This window comes from Candidatus Tisiphia endosymbiont of Xenochironomus xenolabis (assembly GCF_964264705.1).
Classification (GTDB): Bacteria; Pseudomonadota; Alphaproteobacteria; order Rickettsiales; family Rickettsiaceae; genus Tisiphia.
Genome location: NZ_OZ183473.1, coordinates 163,408 through 184,877 on the forward strand (window position 1 = coordinate 163,408; position 21,470 = coordinate 184,877).

General features: G+C 32.7%; 22 protein-coding genes and 1 tRNA gene. 9 read left to right on the plus strand and 14 right to left on the minus strand.

All coding sequences use genetic code 11. The features are described from left to right. Positions 1-33: 33 nt before the first annotated feature. Together ACFELY_RS00815 and ACFELY_RS00820 are read right to left on the minus strand one after the other, a co-directional pair. The gene (locus ACFELY_RS00815; protein WP_375333367.1) at positions 34-663 is read right to left on the minus strand and encodes a lytic transglycosylase domain-containing protein; all 630 of its coding nucleotides are present in this window, start codon (positions 661-663) and stop codon (positions 34-36) included. Between the two features lie 344 nt (positions 664-1,007). After that, a complete protein-coding gene (locus ACFELY_RS00820) occupies positions 1,008-2,150 on the minus strand; it encodes a penicillin-binding protein activator (protein WP_375333368.1) in 1,143 nt (380 codons plus the stop codon). A gap of 49 nt (positions 2,151-2,199) precedes the next feature. Between ACFELY_RS00820 and rsmI the strand changes: the two genes are divergently transcribed. Further along, the gene (gene rsmI / locus ACFELY_RS00825) at positions 2,200-3,054 is read left to right on the plus strand and encodes a 16S rRNA (cytidine(1402)-2'-O)-methyltransferase (RefSeq protein ID WP_375333369.1); all 855 of its coding nucleotides are present in this window, start codon (positions 2,200-2,202) and stop codon (positions 3,052-3,054) included. A 145-nt stretch (positions 3,055-3,199) separates the two neighbouring features. Here the strand turns inward: rsmI and ACFELY_RS00830 are convergent, their stop codons facing one another. The 11 genes from ACFELY_RS00830 to ACFELY_RS00880 all read right to left on the minus strand — a co-directional run bounded on the left by ACFELY_RS00830 (position 3,200) and on the right by ACFELY_RS00880 (position 14,483). Beyond that, positions 3,200-3,406 (minus strand): hypothetical protein, encoded by a 207-nt coding sequence (locus ACFELY_RS00830; protein WP_375333370.1) that lies wholly within the window; start codon positions 3,404-3,406, stop codon positions 3,200-3,202. A 63-nt stretch (positions 3,407-3,469) separates the two neighbouring features. Then, the gene (locus ACFELY_RS00835; RefSeq protein ID WP_341758938.1) at positions 3,470-3,604 is read right to left on the minus strand and encodes a hypothetical protein; all 135 of its coding nucleotides are present in this window, start codon (positions 3,602-3,604) and stop codon (positions 3,470-3,472) included. Position 3,605: 1 nt separating this feature from the next. Then, complete coding sequence (locus ACFELY_RS00840; RefSeq protein WP_341758937.1) at positions 3,606-4,058, minus strand: mobile mystery protein A; 453 nt, start codon at positions 4,056-4,058, stop codon at positions 3,606-3,608. A 397-nt stretch (positions 4,059-4,455) separates the two neighbouring features. Continuing rightward, positions 4,456-5,523, minus strand: coding sequence for a peptide chain release factor 1 (prfA, locus tag ACFELY_RS00845; RefSeq protein WP_094648936.1), 1,068 nt, complete (start codon positions 5,521-5,523; stop codon positions 4,456-4,458). A 57-nt stretch (positions 5,524-5,580) separates the two neighbouring features. After that, a complete protein-coding gene (locus ACFELY_RS00850) occupies positions 5,581-6,822 on the minus strand; it encodes a pyruvate dehydrogenase complex dihydrolipoamide acetyltransferase (protein ID WP_341749232.1) in 1,242 nt (413 codons plus the stop codon). Between the two features lie 14 nt (positions 6,823-6,836). Continuing rightward, positions 6,837-7,379, minus strand: a complete 543-nt coding sequence (gene infC / locus ACFELY_RS00855; protein WP_094648938.1) for a translation initiation factor IF-3 — start codon at positions 7,377-7,379, stop codon at positions 6,837-6,839. A gap of 367 nt (positions 7,380-7,746) precedes the next feature. After that, positions 7,747-9,660: a threonine--tRNA ligase gene (gene thrS, locus ACFELY_RS00860; protein ID WP_375333371.1), complete on the minus strand. Its 1,914-nt coding sequence runs from the start codon at positions 9,658-9,660 to the stop codon at positions 7,747-7,749. A 251-nt stretch (positions 9,661-9,911) separates the two neighbouring features. Continuing rightward, positions 9,912-10,622, minus strand: coding sequence for a B3/4 domain-containing protein (locus ACFELY_RS00865; protein ID WP_375333372.1), 711 nt, complete (start codon positions 10,620-10,622; stop codon positions 9,912-9,914). A 500-nt stretch (positions 10,623-11,122) separates the two neighbouring features. After that, a complete protein-coding gene (locus tag ACFELY_RS00870) occupies positions 11,123-12,616 on the minus strand; it encodes a hypothetical protein (RefSeq protein WP_375333373.1) in 1,494 nt (497 codons plus the stop codon). 74 nt (positions 12,617-12,690) lie between these two features. Continuing rightward, on the minus strand, positions 12,691-13,128 hold the full coding sequence (locus tag ACFELY_RS00875) for a DUF2497 domain-containing protein (protein ID WP_341758931.1): 438 nt from the start codon (positions 13,126-13,128) through the stop codon (positions 12,691-12,693). Positions 13,129-13,130: 2 nt separating this feature from the next. Next, a complete protein-coding gene (locus ACFELY_RS00880; protein ID WP_341758930.1) occupies positions 13,131-14,483 on the minus strand; it encodes a TolC family protein in 1,353 nt (450 codons plus the stop codon). Between the two features lie 229 nt (positions 14,484-14,712). Between ACFELY_RS00880 and ACFELY_RS00885 the strand changes: the two genes are divergently transcribed. The 5 genes from ACFELY_RS00885 to ACFELY_RS00905 all read left to right on the plus strand — a co-directional run bounded on the left by ACFELY_RS00885 (position 14,713) and on the right by ACFELY_RS00905 (position 18,374). Next, complete coding sequence (locus tag ACFELY_RS00885; RefSeq protein ID WP_375333374.1) at positions 14,713-15,972, plus strand: hypothetical protein; 1,260 nt, start codon at positions 14,713-14,715, stop codon at positions 15,970-15,972. Positions 15,973-16,404: 432 nt separating this feature from the next. Continuing rightward, positions 16,405-17,124: an outer membrane protein gene (locus ACFELY_RS00890; protein WP_375333375.1), complete on the plus strand. Its 720-nt coding sequence runs from the start codon at positions 16,405-16,407 to the stop codon at positions 17,122-17,124. Between the two features lie 151 nt (positions 17,125-17,275). After that, positions 17,276-17,473 (plus strand): hypothetical protein, encoded by a 198-nt coding sequence (locus tag ACFELY_RS00895; RefSeq protein ID WP_375333376.1) that lies wholly within the window; start codon positions 17,276-17,278, stop codon positions 17,471-17,473. After that, positions 17,457-17,621, plus strand: a complete 165-nt coding sequence (locus ACFELY_RS00900) for a hypothetical protein (RefSeq protein WP_375333377.1) — start codon at positions 17,457-17,459, stop codon at positions 17,619-17,621. The genes ACFELY_RS00895 and ACFELY_RS00900 overlap by 17 nt, the downstream gene beginning before the upstream one ends. A 15-nt stretch (positions 17,622-17,636) precedes the next feature. Continuing rightward, positions 17,637-18,374 (plus strand): transposase, encoded by a 738-nt coding sequence (locus tag ACFELY_RS00905; protein WP_375333378.1) that lies wholly within the window; start codon positions 17,637-17,639, stop codon positions 18,372-18,374. Positions 18,375-18,617: 243 nt separating this feature from the next. Here ACFELY_RS00905 and ACFELY_RS00910 read toward each other — a convergent pair whose 3' ends face one another. Continuing rightward, positions 18,618-18,983, minus strand: coding sequence for a hypothetical protein (locus ACFELY_RS00910; RefSeq protein ID WP_375333379.1), 366 nt, complete (start codon positions 18,981-18,983; stop codon positions 18,618-18,620). A gap of 178 nt (positions 18,984-19,161) precedes the next feature. Here ACFELY_RS00910 and ACFELY_RS00915 point away from each other — a divergent pair. The 3 genes from ACFELY_RS00915 to ACFELY_RS00925 all read left to right on the plus strand — a co-directional run bounded on the left by ACFELY_RS00915 (position 19,162) and on the right by ACFELY_RS00925 (position 21,468). Next, a tRNA-Ile gene (locus tag ACFELY_RS00915) sits at positions 19,162-19,238 on the plus strand. Between the two features lie 29 nt (positions 19,239-19,267). After that, complete coding sequence (locus ACFELY_RS00920) at positions 19,268-20,356, plus strand: LptF/LptG family permease (protein ID WP_341758859.1); 1,089 nt, start codon at positions 19,268-19,270, stop codon at positions 20,354-20,356. A 71-nt stretch (positions 20,357-20,427) separates the two neighbouring features. After that, positions 20,428-21,468: a rod shape-determining protein gene (locus tag ACFELY_RS00925; protein WP_341758860.1), complete on the plus strand. Its 1,041-nt coding sequence runs from the start codon at positions 20,428-20,430 to the stop codon at positions 21,466-21,468. Positions 21,469-21,470 lie beyond the last annotated feature (2 nt).

Genomic DNA, 21,470 nt, shown 5'->3' on the forward strand with positions numbered 1-21,470 from the left:
CTTATCACGATCAAATATAATTGTTACCTAAATCTAGCTAGCTCGTGGTAGTGCTACCATAATACCACTCTTATATTTCCTAATATTACTTACAAATGAAGGTCTTCGTTTATTTGTTGGGGTCGTTGTAGCGATATTATTAGGGTAATTCCCACTATACATATTAACAGAATTTTTATACAAGTCCATATTGTTAGCAATCTTGATAACATCTTGTTTATATTTATAGCCAAGATCATGGGTAGCTGAATGGTAATAGGCGATGGCTTTGTGCCAACTACCTAACTGATCATATTTAGCTTTGAGAAATTTAGCACCATAAGCAACGTTTTGCTCAGGATCAAAAGCCTGATTTAAGGAGTTAAACGCCTTTAAATGGTGTTTTAGGTTAATTTGCATGCATCCTACATCAATATTTTCTTTGCCTTGAATAATTTGATTTTTTACAAAAGCTATCGCGTCTCTTTTAGTATTAAAATGATACCCTTTCCCCTCAACATTGACAGTCCAAGGCCAAACCACCATGATTTTATGTTCAGTATGTTTTTTGCCAGATTCTTTTAAAGCTATTGAGTGTAGGGTATCAGGAGGAATTTGGTGTGTTTTTTCGAAGTAAGGAAACATCTTTGAACATTTATGTGATTCAGCAATTTCCGCATCCATATTAGCATATGAATATAAAGGAAAAAGGCAAAACAAATATAGGGCTAATATCAACCTAATGGACATAGTATAAACGTAATTTTATTTTGTATACTCAAATGATTTGAGTATATTTGTAGTATATTAAAAATTTCTCTACAAGACAAGTTCTGCTTCGGTTTTTAATGTTATATACTAAAATGACTTAAGAAATTGGCACCTGAAAATAATGCAGGTGCTAGGTTCTACACCTGCATTAGTTTCTTATACTATTCTATTAGATTTGAATAATGAATGATGAACACTTATAGTTTACATCTATGTCGTTTACAGTAACCTATGGTATAGCAATAAACAACACTGTATTAAAAATTGTCAGCACTTTTTGAAATAGTGCTATACAAGCCATTTTCTTTCTTAATTATATCGTACTCTCTTTGGGCTATTGAATCGATAAAGTGAATATTACCTGATATACCAATATATGGAGCTGTACTATTCAACGCTGCTAAAAATCGTTCTTCCGTAAAGTTAGTATCTATATATTTTGATGTTATTTTTCCTAAATCATAAGCCACAGCGTGCATGAAAGATAAATGATTAATGCCTATATTTTTAGCTCTCTCTATTATATTACTATTTACAATATTTAATGAACCAGTAAAGATAATATCCACCGGTTCAGAATAATCAATATTTATTCTGTTATCGCCTATTATAATTGCTTTTTTATCTAAATTATGCTTATGAATACTATCAAAAAGCAAATTTAGATTTTTACCATCATCCGACAGATAAATTACAGGTTTAGTTTCTGTATCCTCCATTTCATTTAAATTATCAACAGTATTTGAGACAGTTAACACCGCTTTTTCTATTGATTCTGGTATATTAGCATAAAATTCACTCCGCACTAAGGTAGAATTTTTCTGAATTAGTATATTTTGAATAAGTTGATTTGTTGTTTGTGCATGACGCCCTGAAGGTAGCAGGGCAATAAAATTTTTATAATCATTATCTGCAAAGTAATTAATTATTTTTGTAAGCTGCTTTGATGGAGCATGCCCAAATACCAAAAGTTTCTGGTCTGCCAATACAGGATTATTAGACATGGTAATTATAAAAATGTTATGCGTTTTAGCTTTATTGGCAATTAGAGAAGTAAGGTTTGAATATAATGGTCCTAGAATAATTTTTGTTTTACGAGCTAATATTTTATCCATTGCAGCAAGTACCTGCTGCTCATTAGAGCCATCATAAGAAGTGACATGGACATAAGTTTTTAAACCATCTTCTAGACCCATTTTAATTAATTGGTTATATTGTCTACCTAATGTAGAATTTTCTCCCGTTAGAGGCATTAAAATTGCCACTTCTAGAGTTTCTTGCACAACTTCTTTCGTTGTAGGAGTAACAATAGGCTCTTTATTAGATTGGCAAGAAAATAAAGAGACAAGACATATAAATGATAAGGTGATATTTAAAAATTTTTGCTTTATACTGTTCATAATACTTACTTTATCTTAATTAGGGATAATTGGCAATTGGGGTTAAATCATGATCTTTAAACCAGGACTATATATTGTTTCAACACCTATTGGTAACTTAGATGATATAACATTTCGGGCTTTAGAAGCACTAAAAAACTCTACAGTAATACTGTGCGAGCATACCAGAATATCAAAAAAATTACTAGTAAAACATAATATAAAGACCAAGTTACAAGTATATAATGATCATAGTGATAACCAGTCAAGAGAGATTATCTGCAAGCTCATTGATAATGGAGCAATAGTCAGCCTAATATCTGATGCTGGAACACCGTTAATTTCTGACCCTGGTTATAAATTAGTTAGGCAGTTGAGAAAACTTAATTATCACATAGATGTTATACCTGGCGTTTCTGCATTAACTACCGCTATACCCATTTCTGGATTACCGTCAGATCGTTTTTTATTTGCTGGATTCTTACCAAAAACCATTGAAGGTAAAAAGAAGATTTTCACAGAATTATCTAGCATAAAAGCAACTTTGATTTTTTTTGAAACTGCTAGCAGAATAGAGCAATCGTTACATACTGCTCTTGCTGTTTTTGGCAATAGAGAAATATGTATAGCACGTGAACTTACTAAATTGCACCAAGAAGTAAAGTCAGGATTAATAGAAAACGTTATAAATTTCTATAAACAGAATATTATCAAAGGGGAAATAGTATTGCTAATTTCCGGTGTTTCTGAAGATGCTAATGCAGCTAATCTAGCAGATGACTTAGAAAAATTTATACATTTGTACTTATCTAAAGGATGGAGTGCCAAAAGTATTACAGATACGGCTAATGAAAATTTTGGCAAAAGCTACAGCAAGAAAGAAATATATGCTATAGTTAACAGGCTCAAGAGTTCAAGTGATTAATTATATTAACCCGTTAGGCTCTGTGAACAAAATTTAAATTACTAGATTTCGACTCTTTTTAGCTGCAAATTATAAGATTTTTTTGAAATAGAACTAACTATTCCGGCAAAAATCTTATTAATTTTCGCTTAAAAATACTCAAAATCTAAACAATTAAAATTTTGTTCACAGAGCCTAGTCTATGATGTAGTCTAACCGCTATTTCCCTTATTCCATACGTTTTATTTTCTATTAAATAAATTGTGTCATCAAATAACATCTTTAATTCTTGTCTTATATAGATGCTTTCTATTCCTATATTAGTTTGATGCTGTCTAAATTTGCCAGCCCAAGTCCAAGTTTTATTAAACATTTTCTTATGCATATCTTGAGCAAACTTTATTAAAAATATTTGGTTTCTCTTATGTTTAAATGCTCATTCTTCTCCTATTACAATATTATATTGTTCCCATTCATTTAATTCATTCTGGGTAGTCAAATGTTTGGGTATCAAATTGTATATTTCATCATTATTAAGCGGTGTTGCCCCAATTGGATAAACAAACTGCATTTCATTCCCATAAAGATTTTATATTTTTTCTCATTAGCTGATCTTTTAATAAATCAAGTTGGTCTTTTTGCATTTTATTTACTACTTTCTGATCCTCAAGTACCATTGAATGTGATATCCTATTTAACTTTTCTAAAGCTTTTTTTTCAGCTTGTTCTTCAATTATCTTTAAAAAATCCTTCTTTGGTACAAAAGCATATACTAATCTACATCCAAGTTGCTCGGCTGTTTTTTCTAATGTGGTTAAAGTAGTACGTCCAAGGATTTCATCCTGCTCTATGCGTAAAATACGCTGTGTGCTTACAGCACATTTTTTAGCTAATTGAGCAGTACTCATCCCAATTGCTTTACGTATCGTTTTTAGCCAACCTGTTGGAGGTGTTATAAAGCCATTTAAAGGAGTTAATTGATACATTAACTGTTTACAAGTAAGTTTCCGTATATTCCAATCCATAAAAATAATTCAATAAATATTTACAATATATATATTACTTAATATACAAATAAATGCAATATATATATTGTAAATTATAATCAATCAGAAGGACATATTTTTTCCAAAAGGGGTTTTGTAGATTAATGGATTGGGTCTTTTTCTTTATAGTACCCTACATTTTTTTTACTATTTTCCTATGATGAATAAAAAATCGCCAAGCGTCATTGTGAGGAGCAGCTTTGCGGCAACGAAGCAATTGTCCATATTATTAATTTTTATGGATTGCTTAGTCGGCTTACACCTCCTCGCAATGATGGTTGGGTCTTATGTACTCCTCGCAATGACGTTTGGGATATCTTAAGTGATCTCACTAATATACGGATAAGCTAAATATACTCAAATCATTTGAGTATATTTAAACTTCTGAAAGTTTTTTTGCCTCATCAGCTGATATTAAAGCTTCAATAAATTCGTCTAACTGTCCATTTTTTACGACATCTTCTATTTTATAGAGAGTTAAGTTAATTCTATGGTCAGAGACTCTACCTTGTGGGAAATTATAGGTACGAATTCTTTCCGATCTATCACCAGAACCAACTTGACCTTTACGTACTTCGGCTCTTTCCATATCTTTTTTATATCGCTCTGCTTCATAAACCCTAGAACGAAGAATTTTCATAGCCTTAGCTTTATTTTTATGCTGTGATTTTTCGTCTTGTAAGGCAACGACAATACCAGTTGGTAAATGGGTAATTCTTACCGCTGATTCTGTGGTATTGACATGTTGTCCACCTGCTCCCGATGCTCGATATGTATCAATTCGTAAATCTTTGTCATCGATCTTAACGTCTACATCTTCTGCTTCAGGCAAGACAGCAACGGTAGCTGCCGAAGTATGGATTCTCCCACTTGACTCAGTCTCAGGGACTCTTTGCACTCGGTGGACGCCTGATTCGAATTTAAGTTTAGAGAATACATCGCGTCCTTGAATCAGGGCTGATGCTTCTTTATATCCGCCAATACCAGTATCTGAGATTGATAATATTTCAAAACGCCAGCTTTTTAATTCGGCGTATCTGTGATACATATTAAATAAAGTTGCTGCAAATAATGCCGCTTCTTCTCCACCGCTACCAGCTCTTACCTCGATAATAGCATTTTTTGTATCAGCTTCGTCTTTTGGTAACAAAGAAAGTTTTACCGCCCTTTCTAGTTTAGGCATCAGAGCTTCTAAACGATGTATTTCATCATATATCATCGACTGCGTATCATGGTCTAAATTTGGCTCTTGTGCCATTTCTTTGATATCGCGTAACTCGGCTATAGAATTATTATATTCATTAATTGTTTGAACAATTGGCTCTAGTCCAGCATATTCCTTCGATGCTTTGATAAATTCTTCTCCGACTATACCAGTGCTTAATTTTTTTGATATTTCTTCATATTTGTTTAAGATTTTTACTAGATTATCAGAAAAGCTCATAATTTATTCTATGATTTAAGTTTTAAGTTGTGATGAAGATAAGATGCAAATCAGAAATTATATAAGCATCAATGCAGGGCTTTCTATAAATTTTTTGAATGAAGTCAAAAATTTGGCTCCAACAGCACCATCAACAACTCTGTGATCAGAAGAAAGGCTAACATCCATCATAGTAGCAATTTTTATCTGATCATTGTCAACTATTGGACGTTTTGAACTTGCTCCTATTGCTAGGATACAGCTTTGTGGTGGATTTATTATAGCATTAAAGCTCTTAACACCGTACATACCTAGGTTAGAGACGGAAAAACCACCCCCTTGAAATTCTTCAGGAGTTAATTTATTATCCCGGGCTTTTTTTATAAGAGTTTGTAATTCGCGGGATAATGTCACCAAATCTTTTTGATCGGCATTTCTGACGATAGGTGTTATAAGACCGTTATCGATTGCTACAGCAACTGATACATCAACGTTATTATAATATCGAATAGCAGATTCATCCCAACTGGCATTTGCTTCCGGTACAATTTTTAGAGCTTTGGCTACTGCTAAAATAACAAAATCATTGACAGAAATTTTAATATTACTCTCTTCTATCAGCGATTTATTGATATCTTCTCTAATATCAAGCAACTTATCCATATTACATTCTATTGAGAGATAGAAATGTGGAATGGTTTGTTTAGATTCAAGCAAACGTTTAGCGATGATTTTACGAATATTGTTATTGGGGACAGACCTGTACTCCTGGTTATTTCTGTTCACCGCCCTAATCTTACCACTATTTGTTGGTTGCACTAAGTAGGATAATACATCTTTTTTAATTATTCTACCATGTGGTCCACTACCTTGAATATTTGACAAATCAATATTATCAATAGCTGCTAATCTTCTAGCCAAAGGCGAGGCATATACTCTAGCAGTATCTTTTATTGTTTTGTTTTCCGGAGTTAAATTAACTGATTTACTTTCCTCTACAACTATTGCCGGCTTTTCAGATGATTTAGCTACATTATCACTACTTGCTATAAAATTATCCAATAAGCTTATATCTTCACCTTCTTCAAGTAATACAGCAATAAGTGAGTTGACCGCTACATTCTCTGTACCTTGTGGTACAATTATTTTAGCAAGAACCCCTTCATCTACAGATTCCACTTCCATAGTAGCTTTATCTGTCTCTATTTCTGCTATAACATCCCCTGGAACAACCTTATCTCCTTCTTTTTTTAGCCATTTGCTAACATTCCCTTCAGTCATAGTTGGGGATAGAGCAGGCATGAGAATCTTAATTGGCATAATATTAGTTCTAATTAGTTCGTTGGTATTTTTATGGTATTAGGACTGACTAACATAATTATCTGTTTACCCTCCATTTTAGGAGCAGAATCAATCTTAGCCAAACCTTCTAGTTCTAACAATATAAGGTCAAATAACTTCATACCAATATCGTTATGGATAATCTCTCTACCTTTGAACCATAAGGAGATTTTTACTTTGTCACCTTCCTTCAAAAAATCCTTGATTTTACGAAGCTTCACATCAAAATCACCCTGACTAATGTTTGGCTTAAACTTCATCTCTTTAAGGACAATAATTCTTTGTTTTTTCCTAGAATCTTGAATACGCTTTTTACTATCATATTTAAACTTACCAAAATTCAATATCTTACAGACAGGAGGCTCAGCATTTGGTGAAATTTCTACTAAATCTAAAGCAGCCTTTTCGGCATACTCCAAAGCTTCCCTAATACTGACGATGCCAAGCATCTCACCATTTTCACCGACTAAACGAACTTGACTAGCCCTAATTTCCCTATTAGCCTTCGGAAAATTACTGCTCTTAACTCCAGAAATAAAACTTCTCCATAATTATTGTTTAAATAAAATTATATTATTACTCAAATTATTTTGAGCATATAACTAACCCATTCTAGTTAACTCGTCATTGCAAGGAGTACATAAACCTCAACTGTCATTGCGAGAAGCTACTTTAGTAGCATTGAAGTAATCTATTTCTTAATGAAGAATGGATTGCTTCGCTCACATATGTTCGCTCGCAATGACAAACTACAAGCACAACCGTCATTGCGAGAAGGCGTGAGCCGACGAAGCAATCCATTTTTAATTACCTTTATGGATTGCTTCGTTGCCACTTTGCAGCTCCTCGCAATGAAGGAGTGAGTGGACTCGCAATGACATTTAGCTATATTCAAAATACCACTTACGTTAAATAGCGGGTATTCTGATCTTTCACAAGCTTTACTAGATTTTCTAAAGAAATAATTTCTTGTTGATCATATCCGAGTTGTCTTATAGTCACAGTATTATTTGCCATTTCCTGTTTACCAACAACAGCTATTATAGGCACTTTATCATTAGAAAAACAACGTATTTTATAATTAATCTTTTCAGGCGAAATATCAATATCTGACCTTACCCCTTCACTAACCAATAATTTATGCACCTCAAGTGCATAATCATTTAAATCACTAGTGATAGTAGCAATAGCTACTTGTACAGGAGCTAACCATAGAGGGAATCGTCCGGCATATTCTTCAATTAATATACCAATGAATCGTTCAAAAGAACCAATTACAGCCCTATGCAACATTACTGGTCTATTTTTCTCACCGTTTGCTGCAACATAGTGGGCATCAAGACGTTCTGGTAAGACAAAATCAACCTGTAGAGTACCGCATTGCCATTCTCTACCTATTGAATCTTTAAGACAAAAATCTAGTTTTGGCCCATAAAATGCCCCATCACCAGGGTTTAATATGTAAGAATAACCGGCTTCTTTTACGGCATTTTTTAGAGCATTTTCGGCTTTATCCCAAACTTCATCACTGCCAGCCCTTACCTTAGGACGATCTGAAAATTTAATTTTTATATCCGAAAAACCAAAATCTTTATAAATCTCGGTTAAGAGACTACAAAATTTTACTGTCTCACTGTTAATTTGCTCTTCGGTACAGAAAATATGGGCATCATCTTGCCTAAAAGCCTTTACTCTCATCAAACCATGCAATGCTCCAGATGCCTCGTTTCTATGACATAAACCAAATTCAGACATACGCAATGGTAAATCTCGATAACTTTTGATACCTTGCTTAAAAATCTGCACATGACATGGACAATTCATTGGTTTCATAGCCAGCGTTTTATCATCAGCAAGATTTAGAGCAAACATATCTTCCCTAAATTTCTCCCAGTGACCAGAAGATTCCCACAAGCTTTTATCAACAAGTACCGGAGTTTTTACCTCAATATACCCCATTTTTCTAATTTTATTTCTGATATATTGTTCGATAATGCGGTATATGCTCCAACCCTTATCATGCCAAAATACCATACCTTGAGCTTCTTCCTGAAAATGGAACAAATCAAGTTCCCGCCCTAATTTTCTATGATCACGTTTCTCTGCCTCTTCAAGCATATACAGATAATTGTCCAACTGCTCTTTTGTTGCCCAAGCTGTACCATAGATTCTTTGTAGCATAGGATTTTTACTATCACCTCGCCAATATGCTCCTGCTACTTTCATTAATTTAAAATGTTTAATGAAGCCAGTTGATGGAGCATGCGGACCACGACAAAGATCAATAAAATTACCTTGCCGGTATAAGGTAATATCCTCATTGTCCGGAATTTCCGAGATTATCTCAGCTTTATAATGTTCACCAATTGATTTAAAGAATTCTATAGCTTGATCACGATTCCATACTTCTCTAGTGATTTTCTCATTTCTTTTAACAATCTCATGCATTTTTGCTTCTATCTTCAGCAAATCTTCCGATGAAAAAGGTTGCTCCTTAGCAAAATCATAAAAAAAGCCATTTTCAATAGCTGGCCCTATAGTTACCTGGATATTGGGAAATAATTCTTTAACTGCCTCCGCTGTTATATGAGCAGCATCATGACGTATTACCTCTAAGCATTTAGAATCTTTATAGGTTAGAATTCTTAAATTACAATCAAATTCTATCGGCAAGCTTAAGTCCTTTAGCTCATTATTTACCTCAATAACCAAAGCATCTTTTGCTAGAGAAGTAGAGATTTGACTAGCTATCTCCAACCCCGTAATATTTTTTGTAAATTGCTTTTGTGTTCCATCTGGAAAAGTAATAGTAATCATTGTATCTTATCTAATTTCAACATCTCCATATTATATTGTTAATAGCTTATATTCAACTTAAATTTTAATGAACTCCTCACTAACAGACGTATAGCTAACCATAACATAATAGGTTATTGATATTAGACCTATTATCTGTTGGACTTACTACTGCATTATCATATTAGTGTCCCTACAACCATTTTATCTTCCTCAGTGCTTTCTTTTAACTCTTTCTCTGTTTTTACAGTTTCTACAACATCAGTGATATCTTATACTAGTAATTCTTGAGGTAAATCTTTGATCGAGTAAGTACGCACATTAGTAGCACCAGCATATTGGGTCAATAACCTTGTCATTTCATGCATTTGTTCTTTTAACAACTGTTCTCCATCAAAACTAAAAATTACTGTAATAAGATCAGTTGTTGAGTTATGAATTAGGGTTTTATTTGAATCGGATGTTGGGCTTCCAAATGGTCCATCCTGATCACATAATACAGGTAAATGCTCAAGATTAATTGCTTTCTTTGTAGTACCAATATAAGTTTCTCCTGTTTTTCCTGGTCGAAACTCAATATCTCCTGATAATTTAGATAAATCATAAGAGCCTACAGATCGTAGTGAAATAATAGAGATATAATTATTTATGTCTACAACAGTATTAATTTGATATAATCCTTTATCTGAAAGAATTCTTTTTAATAAGGCTTCATTAGACCCTTGATAACTAGAAACTTTTACTCCTAAGTTCTTATAAGTATCGCGTAAAGCTTTAATTGGGATAATATCACTAACTGTTTTAGGATCATATTTTTTTTGACTTTTTCCACTATCTTGTAATAAATCCCATAAGCTCTGGTTTAATGGACTTACTTGTACCTTTGCTGTGACAACTCCTAACGTTAGAATTCCTCCTGAAGCTTCTATCCATTCTTTACTGACAGATATTCGTCTGTTAAATTCTCCTACAACGTTCTTCATATTAAATCTCCAATATTTAAACTTAGGGAATAAAAATTATAGTAGCAATGAATTGTCATCAATTATTGGTATAGCTCCATCTGCTTGTGATAGTACATAGGCGTCAGTCTAAGGAGAAAAGAAAACATGCTATAAACCGCATATCTGAACGGTTGAAGACCTGTTTTTTTCTGGATTTTTGAGCAAGTTTTTTTAATTTAGATGATGTAAAAAAACTTTTATTTTTTTGTATACTCATGTATGGATTCCTTATTAATTGTGTGTGTGAATCCTCATTATACAATCTTAAGTCATATCTCCCTATAGCTTTTTCATCTCGTTTTCCTTAAACTGATGCTTATGCGTATGCTTTCTCCTCATTTTCAAATCCAATTCTCCAAATCATTTGAGTATATATCTGCTCTCAACCCCTCTTTAATCTGGTGTTCAGTTGGAGGGATTATTCAGCAAATAGTCAACTCTTCCTCCACTATACCTCCTAGCCATAGCTTTCTTCGAGACTAATTTGCTGTTGCCTTTCTGATCAAGCAACTAACATTATTATTTTGCTCATCAGAGATTTCCAATGCTGTTCTATAATGATAATCAGTAGCCTTAATGTTTACCCCACGCATAATCAAAAATTTTGCCATATAATAATTGCCAATTTCTGCAGCTTCATGTAAAAGAGTGTAATTATCATCTCCCCTTTTTTGAATGATTGAATAATTATCCAAAAGAGTCCTAAGAGCAAATAAATTATTTTTTCTAACCGCCTCAAACGCCTTATCTGTTGCATCATTTACTATATTATTAGTAATATACACATCACTATTATAATTATCAATAAACCTATTTATTATCTTTCTTTGATTCTCTCTATGCTCACTATCATAAATTCTCTTAAACGTTTGAATAAATGCATATATCGGCATTTGATTTAATCTTGCCTCTTCTGTAAGCTCTCCTAATACTATATCATCATCTGGCAAAAATAACATTTGTTTTTCATCTTCTATGAACAGAGCCATTTCCGGTGATATTTCTTTAATGCTACTAGTTGAACTTTTAGCAATTGGAGTAGATTTATCAGGCTGTTTGTTATTTACTGATCTCTCTTCAACAACCTTACTAGATTGCTCTGATGGCTTATTATCTTTTACGAATACTGGTACAGGTGTTTGAGCTTGTGGTGTCACAGAAACTGGGGAGCCTTTAGGAATAACCGGTACAATGGCAGGTTCAGTCACTTTAGGTTCAGTATTTTCCTTAGGTAATATTGCTGGTATGATATAGGGAGTTGCTTGAGCCTCAGTCGGCTTTTTTTCTTGTGAAGAAGGTAATATATCTAAGTTAGGCGTAACCACTTCCTTTTTATCTTCACTACCTATTTGCGGGAACTCTACTGAATTTTTCTCTTTATCAGGCATAGTTACAGGCGGTACAGTATCTTGACTCTCTATATTTTGATTTTCAGTTGGTGGCAGGGCAGGAGAATTGTTGTTAATATTATTATTGTTGTTTTTACTGGATTCTTCTAGCTCAATTTTCTGGGACGGAATTTTATCTAATTGCTCCGATTTTTTTTGGTTATTTATTTTTTTATCATATAGAGTATTGTCTAGAATTGGTAATTTATTATTTCCTAAATCAATGAAAGAATCTGTCTCCCCTTCTTCTTTACTAGCTTCATTACTGTTATCTTGTGGTTTAGATGCTGGTTTTACTGATTCTGGTGCTTGATCATCCGTTTTCTTGGAGTGCATAAATTGTTGTATTTCTTTCATTAAAGAATCTGTCTCTTGTGGATCTTCTTTGTGTTTATTCACTTTATCATTTTCTAATTGTGGCAACGTTGGAGACGGCAGAGGAGGTGGATCAGAATAAGCCCTATCTATAAACAAAGAAATAGTTATTAGAAGGGTTATTAAGAATTTCCTGTAACTTAATCTAGCTAATAATTTTAGAATGACGAAACTCCTACTATCATTTCCAAGAGTTCTATTAAAGTACATTGGAATTCTCACGTTATTTTATATTATTAGCTCACATTACGCTGATTATAACATAATTTACTTCTTGCACTAAGTTATTTCTGATCATTTGGCAATAACTTTTGAATCTCTTTTTCTACTAACTGCTTTACTAATAAAGGCAAGTTTTTATCTAACCATTGACTCAATTGTGGTCGTATCATCTCAACAACTATATCCTCTAACGTTTTAACCTTAGAGTTCGAAGCATTTATATTAATCTCTCGAGCTGTTTTCGAGAAATGTTGGAAAATCTTAGTAGTTTCTGCTGCAGATTTATCGGATATCAAGGATTCCTCCAATAGTTCTTCTGCTAATTGACTATGTGTACTATCCTCTTCTAGCTTATCTTCTTCATTCCAAGCTATATTAGTCAATTCTAATATATCGTCATCATTAGATTGGGGTTCATTACGATTATCAATCATCCCTTTAATTGATTTCAATATCTCTTCAATTGACATATCTTGGTTTTTCTTATGGTTTTTACTCATAATTAAAAACCTATAATAAGTTTTTTCTTGAGTCCTTTAAACTCATCTTCAGGAGTAAAATATTTAACTTTTAATTTCAAGCTTTTTGCAGTTAATTCCCCTAGTAAAGATTTTATTTGGTAAGCCGCTAAAATAGAGTCTCTGGATGCATCAACTTTTGATATCTTAGCATTATATAATTTTTCTTCAGCAGTAAAAACTTCTAAGACTGTTTTAGAGCCAACAATTTCCTCCTGCATTATCCCATCATAAGCTATTTGAGCCGCTTCTACTCCTTGTGATGTGGCGATAATTTTAGATTTTGCTGCTTCAAATCCTTCCCAACTACCAATAGCACTTGCCCGTATTTGTTTTATTGTATCATCAAGTTGAATAACAGCACTCCTAGTACTATTTTTAGCTTTCCTAATTTTTGAATATTCGCTACCCCCATGAGAATAAATAGGTATGTTAACTGATAAAGTTGATGTAGTACTTCTGCTATTATTAGTCATTGGAGTCTCTGGGGTATAGATGTTTTTACCAGACTCAATTCTAAAATTTACCTTAGGCAAAAGTTCAGCCATTGCTGCTATTTGGGCAGCTTTATGGCTTCTAACACTATGTCTTGTACTGTCTATGCTAGGATTAATATTTACTGCCTTCTCTATTAAAGCATCTAATGAATTAGGTAAGTTGTCTGGCATAGGAGGCATAGCAATATCATCCGCTTCTATACCAAAAACTCGACTAAAGGTTGCTTTTGTTGCTTGATAATTAGCATATAGGTTTAATCTATTAGTCTCAGCCACTGCAAGACTTGCCTTGGCACTAGCTAAATCTATTGATGTTGCTTCACCTAATTTTAGTTTTTCTTCAATGGTTGCTAATTGATGTTTGTTAGTTTTTACACTAATTTCAGAAATCTCATATTTCTCTTTTGCATCATAACAATCGAGATAATTTTTTATTAAGCTTAAAAGAACCCTCTGTTCTTCCGCATAATATTTAGCACGCGATGCTCTAAAAGCTGACTGAGCAGCTTTCAAATTTGCAACACTACTACCACCACTAAATATAGGCTGCTCTAATATAAAAGTGTTTTGTTGTGATTTTGTCTCTTTTTTAGAAGAATTAGGAGCATATTGACTATTCGGTTTATTCTTACTAATGTTAGAGTTAATATTATAAGATATATTAGGCATAAAACCTGAGAAAGCTGCAGAAAATTGTTCAATCTCACTTAAAAAGTTTTGTCTAATGATTTGTAATTCACCATTATTATTATATGCACTAGATAAAGCATCAGGTAAGTCGACAGCAAAAACTGAACAATTGAACAAAATGATAATGGCAAAATGTGTAAATTTATACATAGTTGATTTTCTAAATATGTTTATGTTAAAAAAATTTGCTAGCTTCTGTAATAAGTTAAAGATATCATTGATCTAAAAATTGACCTATTGTGATAAAGCCAATATGTAACATATCAAAAACTAAGCTTGAGAGCAACATAACAGTTTTAAACTATAGTTTTTATTTGTATTATCTTTAAGCACAGTTGGTAAATTATCGATTCAAAAATTTAAATATAAATAATTTATTATGCCTAATATATATTCTCTCCTTGCAGAAAGTGCTTTACCTAGTATCTTATCGAACACTTCTATTGCTAGTACTATAAAGCAATTGAAATTTGATTCTATGAAAAAACTCAAAACGTTTTCCAGTAACTTAAAGAGTATAAAAAAAAGAGCTGGTTATATATATGACATATTTATCGATTCAGATTCGAATGATCAACAACAAAATCGAGAAATAGCTGAATATTTCAAAGAAACAGTCGGCAACTCCTTAGATGAATTAGACCTATATCTTGACGAACAAGAGCGAGTAAAGGAGGAAATGTTGTTTTTTGAAAGTACTTTCATTGAATACATAATAAACATTCTTGAAAGTATTTTACAGTTTCAAAACAAACTAAATGCCTCGTATCCTGGAGCGTCAGAAAAGATCATTGATTTTTGCGGGAATTTATTAATTGCTTTAATATCTATACAAATGCCGATAGTCGGTTTGGTACTCAAAGGAAGTGGCTTGTTAGATTCGGTAAAATCTTTTCTCAGTACGGAAAATCTAACAAAGACAGTAGATAATTGGAAGGCAAAACTAGGAGTAGTTGAAGAAAAATTAGTAAAAATAGAAAAACATCCAGACCTTAAAGAAAAATACTGTAAAGCTAAACAAATTGCTGAAATAGCAGAAATAACAGGAGTTTCACCGGTAGCTGTAGTAGAATTAGGGTTAGATGTAGACTCTTTGAAGAAAATTAATAAATCGGTTAGACAAGAGCCAAAAGAAAAAGAATATTTTAAAAAACTTGTTGACTTATCCGAAGAACTTCCTTATAATAAGAGTGGTATAATTAGGGTTGTTAGTGCTATACGTGATGGTGTAAGTAAAATCCTTGGAAATATGCCAAATAAAGAAAAATATCTAAAAAATTTAATCGAACCAGAATTATATGGTATAAAAGAAAATCTCCTATCTACCTTAAATCCTAATAAAACTATCATTGAGAAGTTAGATTGTTGCTATAAAGCAACAAAATATATATTTACTATCACATCTCAAATACAAGAAGCAGTCAAATTAATACCCAACAGAGAAAAAATCATCACAGCTTTTGCAAATTTAGTTAAAGACAAAACAAAAAATATTATCCCTACACAGTTTTTGCAAGATCTTACATCATTAAACACTACTTTAAAACCGCCATCAAAACTAGTACAGATTGGTAATGCTATGAAAGTAGCACTTGGCAATAGTAGCAACAAAACCCAAGGCGTAGTACGAGAAAGGTAACAGGTGTTATAGTCAATTGAGGTGACGTCGTTACTCGTCGCTCCTAGCACCAAATTCTCCTGAATTAACTATACCCTTGCGAAACTTACTATTACCAACAAACATTTGGTCAGCATGAACACACACCACCGTCTATTAGCGAGGAATCACTATAAATCTTCACCTCTTGTTTATTGTCTCCATTCTTCAAATCATTTGAGTATATAAGATTAAGATTTTGATATCTAATAATCAATAGTTTATTGATTCATTATTTTTATTCCTACAAAAGAAGGGGGCTTTTTTAACCCCTTTCTTTTTTGTGCTTTTTCAGTCTTTGACAAAAATAAAATATAGTTAATCTGTAATTAAATCTTGCATAAAAAATTAAAGATTTGTTAGAATTTAATTGAAAGTCTATTAAAATTTTTTTACTTATATAGGAGCAAGCATATGAAAAAATTATTGTTGGTTGCCGCGACCAGTACAGCTTTTTTGACTTCTACTGCATCATTTGCTGAAACAGGGAGGTTTTATCTTAAAGCCGAAGGTGGTGCAAGTAAGTTGAGTACTATAAACTGGGAGTATGCTGACGTTAGTTTAAAGCTGAAATCTTCTATTTCTGGTATTTTTGGTGCTGGTGTTGGTTATTATCTAATGGATAATGTTAGAGCAGAGCTAACACTTAGCATCCTTGCCAATCCAGAGCATAGAGGATCTTTTAACGGAGTTTTTATCTTTGAAAAGCCTAAATTTAATGAATATAAAATATCTGAAACAACAAAAATTAAAAGCAGGGTGAAATCATTATTGCTTAGTGGCTATGTTGATTTGTATGATGCAGGTGGTATTGCTAAGATCTTTGTCGGAGCTGGTGTTGGTATGGCAAAAGTGCAAGAGAAAAGAGTTTGTACTGCAACTGCAACTAATGAGAAAGGTAAATCTGAAACAATAGTATTTTCTATATCCTCTAAGAATGCTAATAATTTTGCTTATCAGTTGACTGCTGGGGTTTCTTTTAATTTGGTTAATGGCATAAAATTAGATTTTGCCTATAGTTGGAGAGATTATGGACAAACAAGTTCTAAAGGTAATGACAAGGATGATCCCAAATTATATAAAAGTGCTTACAGAGGGCATAATTTAATGACTGGTATAAGGTTTGATATCTAACTCACCTTACGCATAAACCCCATAGCAATTTAAAAATTGCAGAAAAGTACAAGACGTCATTACGAGCTGATGTATCCACACGAAATTATTGCAAAATAGCAAGAATTGATAGAATATCTTCATTATTTAATGATGATGGAGATAGTAGGTTATGGATGTAAAAACAGTATTAAATGAAGTAATAAAAGAACATTGTTCTTTTATACATAATAATCGTTTAAATGCGTTACTTGATGTTGCAGAAGGCTTGCGATATAGTCAGAATTTGTCTTTGAGTGCAATTGGCAGGAACTTGAGTGGTGATAGTAAAGTAAAACATAAAATAAAAAAAGTTGATAGATGTATATAACAAATCTTTATATAACGAGGTTGATAGTCTCTATAGTGCTTTATCATATTTCATATTTGAGTTTATCAAGCATTCTAATGATGAAAGCGTTGTGATTGATTTATGTTATCTTAAAGATGATCGCATGGTACAAATGCTAAGTACTTAATTTTGTACAAGAAGGATGAGTTTACCTTTATATCAAGATGTGTTTGAAGAAGGTGAATTAAAGGGCAGAACGAAGGAAATAGAAAAACAAGGGTGGAGTTGGATGTGTCGGGTACGACGAGGAAAAGATTTAAAATTAGCTAAGAATGAGGATTGGATATCAGTTGAAAATTTCATACTATCAATTGGTTCAAAAACGATGGAATGTGGTACGATTCTGCTAACCAAAGCTCATAAATATTCCTGCAGAATGGTTACAACTTGTAAAGTCCCTAAGGGGCGAGTGCAGAAGGTTAGCAGGAATCGTACTAGCAGCAAAACAGCAAATGGTTCATATAACAAAGCTGCAAAAGAACCTTGGATATTGGTAACTAACTTAAGTTCTGATGAATATAAGGGAGCGGAAATAGTGAGGTTATATAGCAAACGTATGCAAATAGAGGAGACGTTTCGAGTGATAAAAAGTCATCAAATTGGTCTTGCTGGAAGATATATTAGAACTTTAGATGTGAATAGATGGGGAGTTTTAATGTTACTATCTGCCATTGTTATTATAACATATTGGGTTATAGGTGTGGTAGGCTATAGCCAAGGTATGCAAAGAATTTTCCAACCTAACACAGTAAAAGATAAAAAGATTTATTCGTATTTTACCCTTGGGAAATTTATTATTGAATTTAATTATTTGCATACCATAAAACCATTGCTAGAACCCCTGGCATCTATTATAAAGACGGAGCTTTGTCGTGCTTAATTTCGTGGGGATACATCAGATTACGAGGAGCCGCTTTGCGGCAACGCGGCAATCCATAAAAGTTGATTAGAAATTGCTTCGTTGGCTCACGCCTCCTAGCAATGACGTTTGAGGCTTATATACTCCTTGCAATGAAGAGTAGTCGGGCTAGTTATATGTTAATCATTTAAATTTATAAGGAATAAACATGCAAATCTTATATTTTTTAAAGGCTACACCATTTTATGTATATTTATTATTTGGTTACTTAATTTTTATAGGAGTTAAAGCAACTAAGCAAAGAGTTATATCACCACCAAAATTATTTATTTCTCCTGTTGTTTTCTTGTTATTTTCTATAAAAGGATATTCTAGTATGAAAGATTTAATGTTATTTTTTATAGTACTAATTATATCTATTATTGTTAATTGGCAATTTTTTGACAAACCACTTATGCAAATTAATAATAATAAAATAATTATTCCAGGATCGTGGCAACCATTTATATTGATAATCATCATCTTTTCAATCAAATATTTTTTTGGGTATATGCACGTTGTAAATCCAGAACTAGCCACAAAATACAAAATAATAGAATTAATAATCTCAAGTTGGACATTGGGAATCATGTTTTTTAAAGCAATATATTATTATAGCTGTAAAACAAAATAAATATGGCAGAAAATTGATCAGAACCTAGGAGCCTGTCGAAGGTAACTAATTAATTAAAACTTTTTCAAGTGTTATACAAATTTTACTAGACTTATAAAGCTAATAATTATATAAAACTTATCAATCGTTATAAAAGGGCCTGTAGTTCAGTTGGTTAGAACCCACCGCTCATAACGGTGTTGTCGCAGGTTCAAGTCCTGCCGGGCCCACCAAAATTAACAGGTGAACATTTTATTTTAAAATGATTAATTTCAGAATACTTTCAATTTACCTATTTAGACTATATTGTAGCTATTTTATCGGTATATTGCTTCTGCTTATTGGGGTTTTAATTCTTTCAAATATCTTTGATCTTTTACAGAAATTTAAAGATATTTATATTCCCACACATTCTTTTTGGAAACTAGTATTATATAAAATACCTTACTTGGCTAATGAAGTAGCTTCTCTGCTTAGCTTTATTGCAATGTTATTTTTTCTAAGAAGACTAACTAAACATAACGAATTAATAACTATTTTATGCAATGGTATACATATTTGGCGGGTTATTGCTGTTCCATTTTTTGCAGCGATTATTCTTGGTATAATATTAATAACTATATGTAACCCTATTGGTACACTCGGCTTACATAAATATGAATCTTTACAAGCAAAATTGCTTAAAAAGCCAGCTACTAATCTTAGCATATCAAAATCGGGTTTACTATTTCTTGAAAATTACCAAGGCAATAAAAGAATTATTCAGGCTGGGTCTATTGATATAGTGAATAATAAGTTAAATAAGGTTATTATATTATTCTTGGATAATGAAAATAGCTTCGTAAAAAGAATTGATGCTCAATATGCTATTTTAATCGATAATAATTTTGAATTAACTTCTGTAAAACTTTCGGATGCTAATAACTTCAAGCAATATGAGAATTTTGCCATTCCAACAAATTTGTCAATAAATAACTTACTAAATAGTTTTATAACCCCTGAAATGATTGCTATTTGGGATTTACCAGATATAATTCAGCAATTAGTAAAATTTGGCTTACCCATAACTAATTATCAGATTTATTTCTATAAACAGTTATTTAAACCTATAATTATGGCTACTACCGTAATTTTAGCAGCATGCTTTTTTAGCCTTAGGCAACGTGATAATTCTCAGGAAAAAATTTTAGTAATTGGTTTATTTTTAGGTTTTATTATTTATTCTTTATTAGAGGTGTTGTTTAAAATACTTGCATATAATGCAACTCCTCCTTTCTTAGCTATTTTATTACCAAATATATGTATATTATTTTTCAGTAATTTTGTTATTATGCATTCTAAGAAAATTTGATATATTCAAATGTATTTAATCTTGAGAATTGATATAAGATGGTTAGAACTTAAGACTTTGGAGAAATAAAAATGCTAACAAAATTTTTCAGTAGATTTGCAAGTGATATGGCAATAGATCTTGGTACTGCTAATACTTTAGTGTATGTCAAAGGCAAAGGAATCGTATTAAACGAACCTTCTGTAGTTGCATTGATTAAAGTGGATGGAGCATTTAAACCATATGCATTTGGTCATGAAGCAAAAAATATGTTAGGACGCACCCCAACCGATATTGAAGCTAAGAGACCACTAAAAGATGGGGTTATAGCTGATTTTAAGGGGGCTGAGGAGATGATAAAGCATTTTATCAGAACAGTACATAGTCGCCGCTCATTTACTGGTCCAATGATTATAATTTGTGTACCCTCAGGTTCTACACCCGTTGAACGTAGAGCTATCCAAGAAGCAGCGGAGAGTGCAGGTGGTAGAGATGTGTATCTTATAGAGGAACCTATGGCAGCAGCAATAGGTGCTGGCTTACCAGTAACAGAAGCAACTGGTTCAATGATTGTTGATGTAGGCGGTGGAACAACAGAAGTAGCCGTCTTATCATTAGGCGGTATTGTATATGCTAGATCAGTGCGGGTTGGTGGTGATAAAATGGATGAGTCTATTATTTCCTACATTAGAAGGCATTATAATTTGCTAATCGGTGAAGCTACAGCAGAAAAAATTAAAAAGCAGATTGGTGCTGCTTATGTAGATGATAGTTTAGAACCAAGAGTAATGGAAATTAAAGGGCGGGATTTAATTCATGGCATCCCTAAAGAAATGCTACTAAACGAGAAACAAATTGCTGATAGTCTAATTGAACCAGTCAGCCAAATTGTCGACGCAGTAAAAGTAGCGTTGGAATGCACCCCCCCTGAACTTTCATCGGATATTGTAGATAAGGGGATTGTTATGACTGGTGGTGGAGCATTACTTCGAAACCTAGATCATGTTCTAAAAGAAGCAACTAAATTACCGGTAATTGTTGCTGAACAGGCTTTATCATGCGTAGCTCTTGGCACAGGAAAAGTATTAGAAGATTTTCAAAAATTAAAGCATGTGTTATTTAAACAAGATTAACA

Bases quoted from the DNA above. Each gene is read 5' to 3' on its own strand.
- ACFELY_RS00895 (WP_375333376.1), top strand. From the start codon at position 17,276: ATGGATGTAAAAACAGTATTAAATGAAGTAATAAAAGAACATTGTTCT.
- ACFELY_RS00840 (WP_341758937.1), bottom strand. From the start codon at position 4,058: ATGGATTGGAATATACGGAAACTTACTTGTAAACAGTTAATGTATCAA.
- ACFELY_RS00920 (WP_341758859.1), top strand. From the start codon at position 19,268: ATGATTAATTTCAGAATACTTTCAATTTACCTATTTAGACTATATTGT.
- ACFELY_RS00850 (WP_341749232.1), bottom strand. From the start codon at position 6,822: ATGCCAATTAAGATTCTCATGCCTGCTCTATCCCCAACTATGACTGAA.
- prfA (WP_094648936.1), bottom strand. From the start codon at position 5,523: ATGAGCTTTTCTGATAATCTAGTAAAAATCTTAAACAAATATGAAGAA.
- ACFELY_RS00835 (WP_341758938.1), bottom strand. From the start codon at position 3,604: ATGCAGTTTGTTTATCCAATTGGGGCAACACCGCTTAATAATGATGAA.
- rsmI (WP_375333369.1), top strand. From the start codon at position 2,200: ATGATCTTTAAACCAGGACTATATATTGTTTCAACACCTATTGGTAAC.
- ACFELY_RS00905 (WP_375333378.1), top strand. From the start codon at position 17,637: ATGAGTTTACCTTTATATCAAGATGTGTTTGAAGAAGGTGAATTAAAG.
- ACFELY_RS00880 (WP_341758930.1), bottom strand. From the start codon at position 14,483: ATGTATAAATTTACACATTTTGCCATTATCATTTTGTTCAATTGTTCA.
- ACFELY_RS00815 (WP_375333367.1), bottom strand. From the start codon at position 663: ATGGATGCGGAAATTGCTGAATCACATAAATGTTCAAAGATGTTTCCT.
- ACFELY_RS00865 (WP_375333372.1), bottom strand. From the start codon at position 10,622: ATGAAGAACGTTGTAGGAGAATTTAACAGACGAATATCTGTCAGTAAA.
- ACFELY_RS00820 (WP_375333368.1), bottom strand. From the start codon at position 2,150: ATGAACAGTATAAAGCAAAAATTTTTAAATATCACCTTATCATTTATA.
- ACFELY_RS00890 (WP_375333375.1), top strand. From the start codon at position 16,405: ATGAAAAAATTATTGTTGGTTGCCGCGACCAGTACAGCTTTTTTGACT.
- ACFELY_RS00830 (WP_375333370.1), bottom strand. From the start codon at position 3,406: ATGTTTAATAAAACTTGGACTTGGGCTGGCAAATTTAGACAGCATCAA.
- ACFELY_RS00885 (WP_375333374.1), top strand. From the start codon at position 14,713: ATGCCTAATATATATTCTCTCCTTGCAGAAAGTGCTTTACCTAGTATC.
- ACFELY_RS00875 (WP_341758931.1), bottom strand. From the start codon at position 13,128: ATGAGTAAAAACCATAAGAAAAACCAAGATATGTCAATTGAAGAGATA.
- ACFELY_RS00925 (WP_341758860.1), top strand. From the start codon at position 20,428: ATGCTAACAAAATTTTTCAGTAGATTTGCAAGTGATATGGCAATAGAT.
- thrS (WP_375333371.1), bottom strand. From the start codon at position 9,660: ATGATTACTATTACTTTTCCAGATGGAACACAAAAGCAATTTACAAAA.
- ACFELY_RS00910 (WP_375333379.1), bottom strand. From the start codon at position 18,983: ATGATTCCCAATGTCCAACTTGAGATTATTAATTCTATTATTTTGTAT.
- ACFELY_RS00870 (WP_375333373.1), bottom strand. From the start codon at position 12,616: ATGTACTTTAATAGAACTCTTGGAAATGATAGTAGGAGTTTCGTCATT.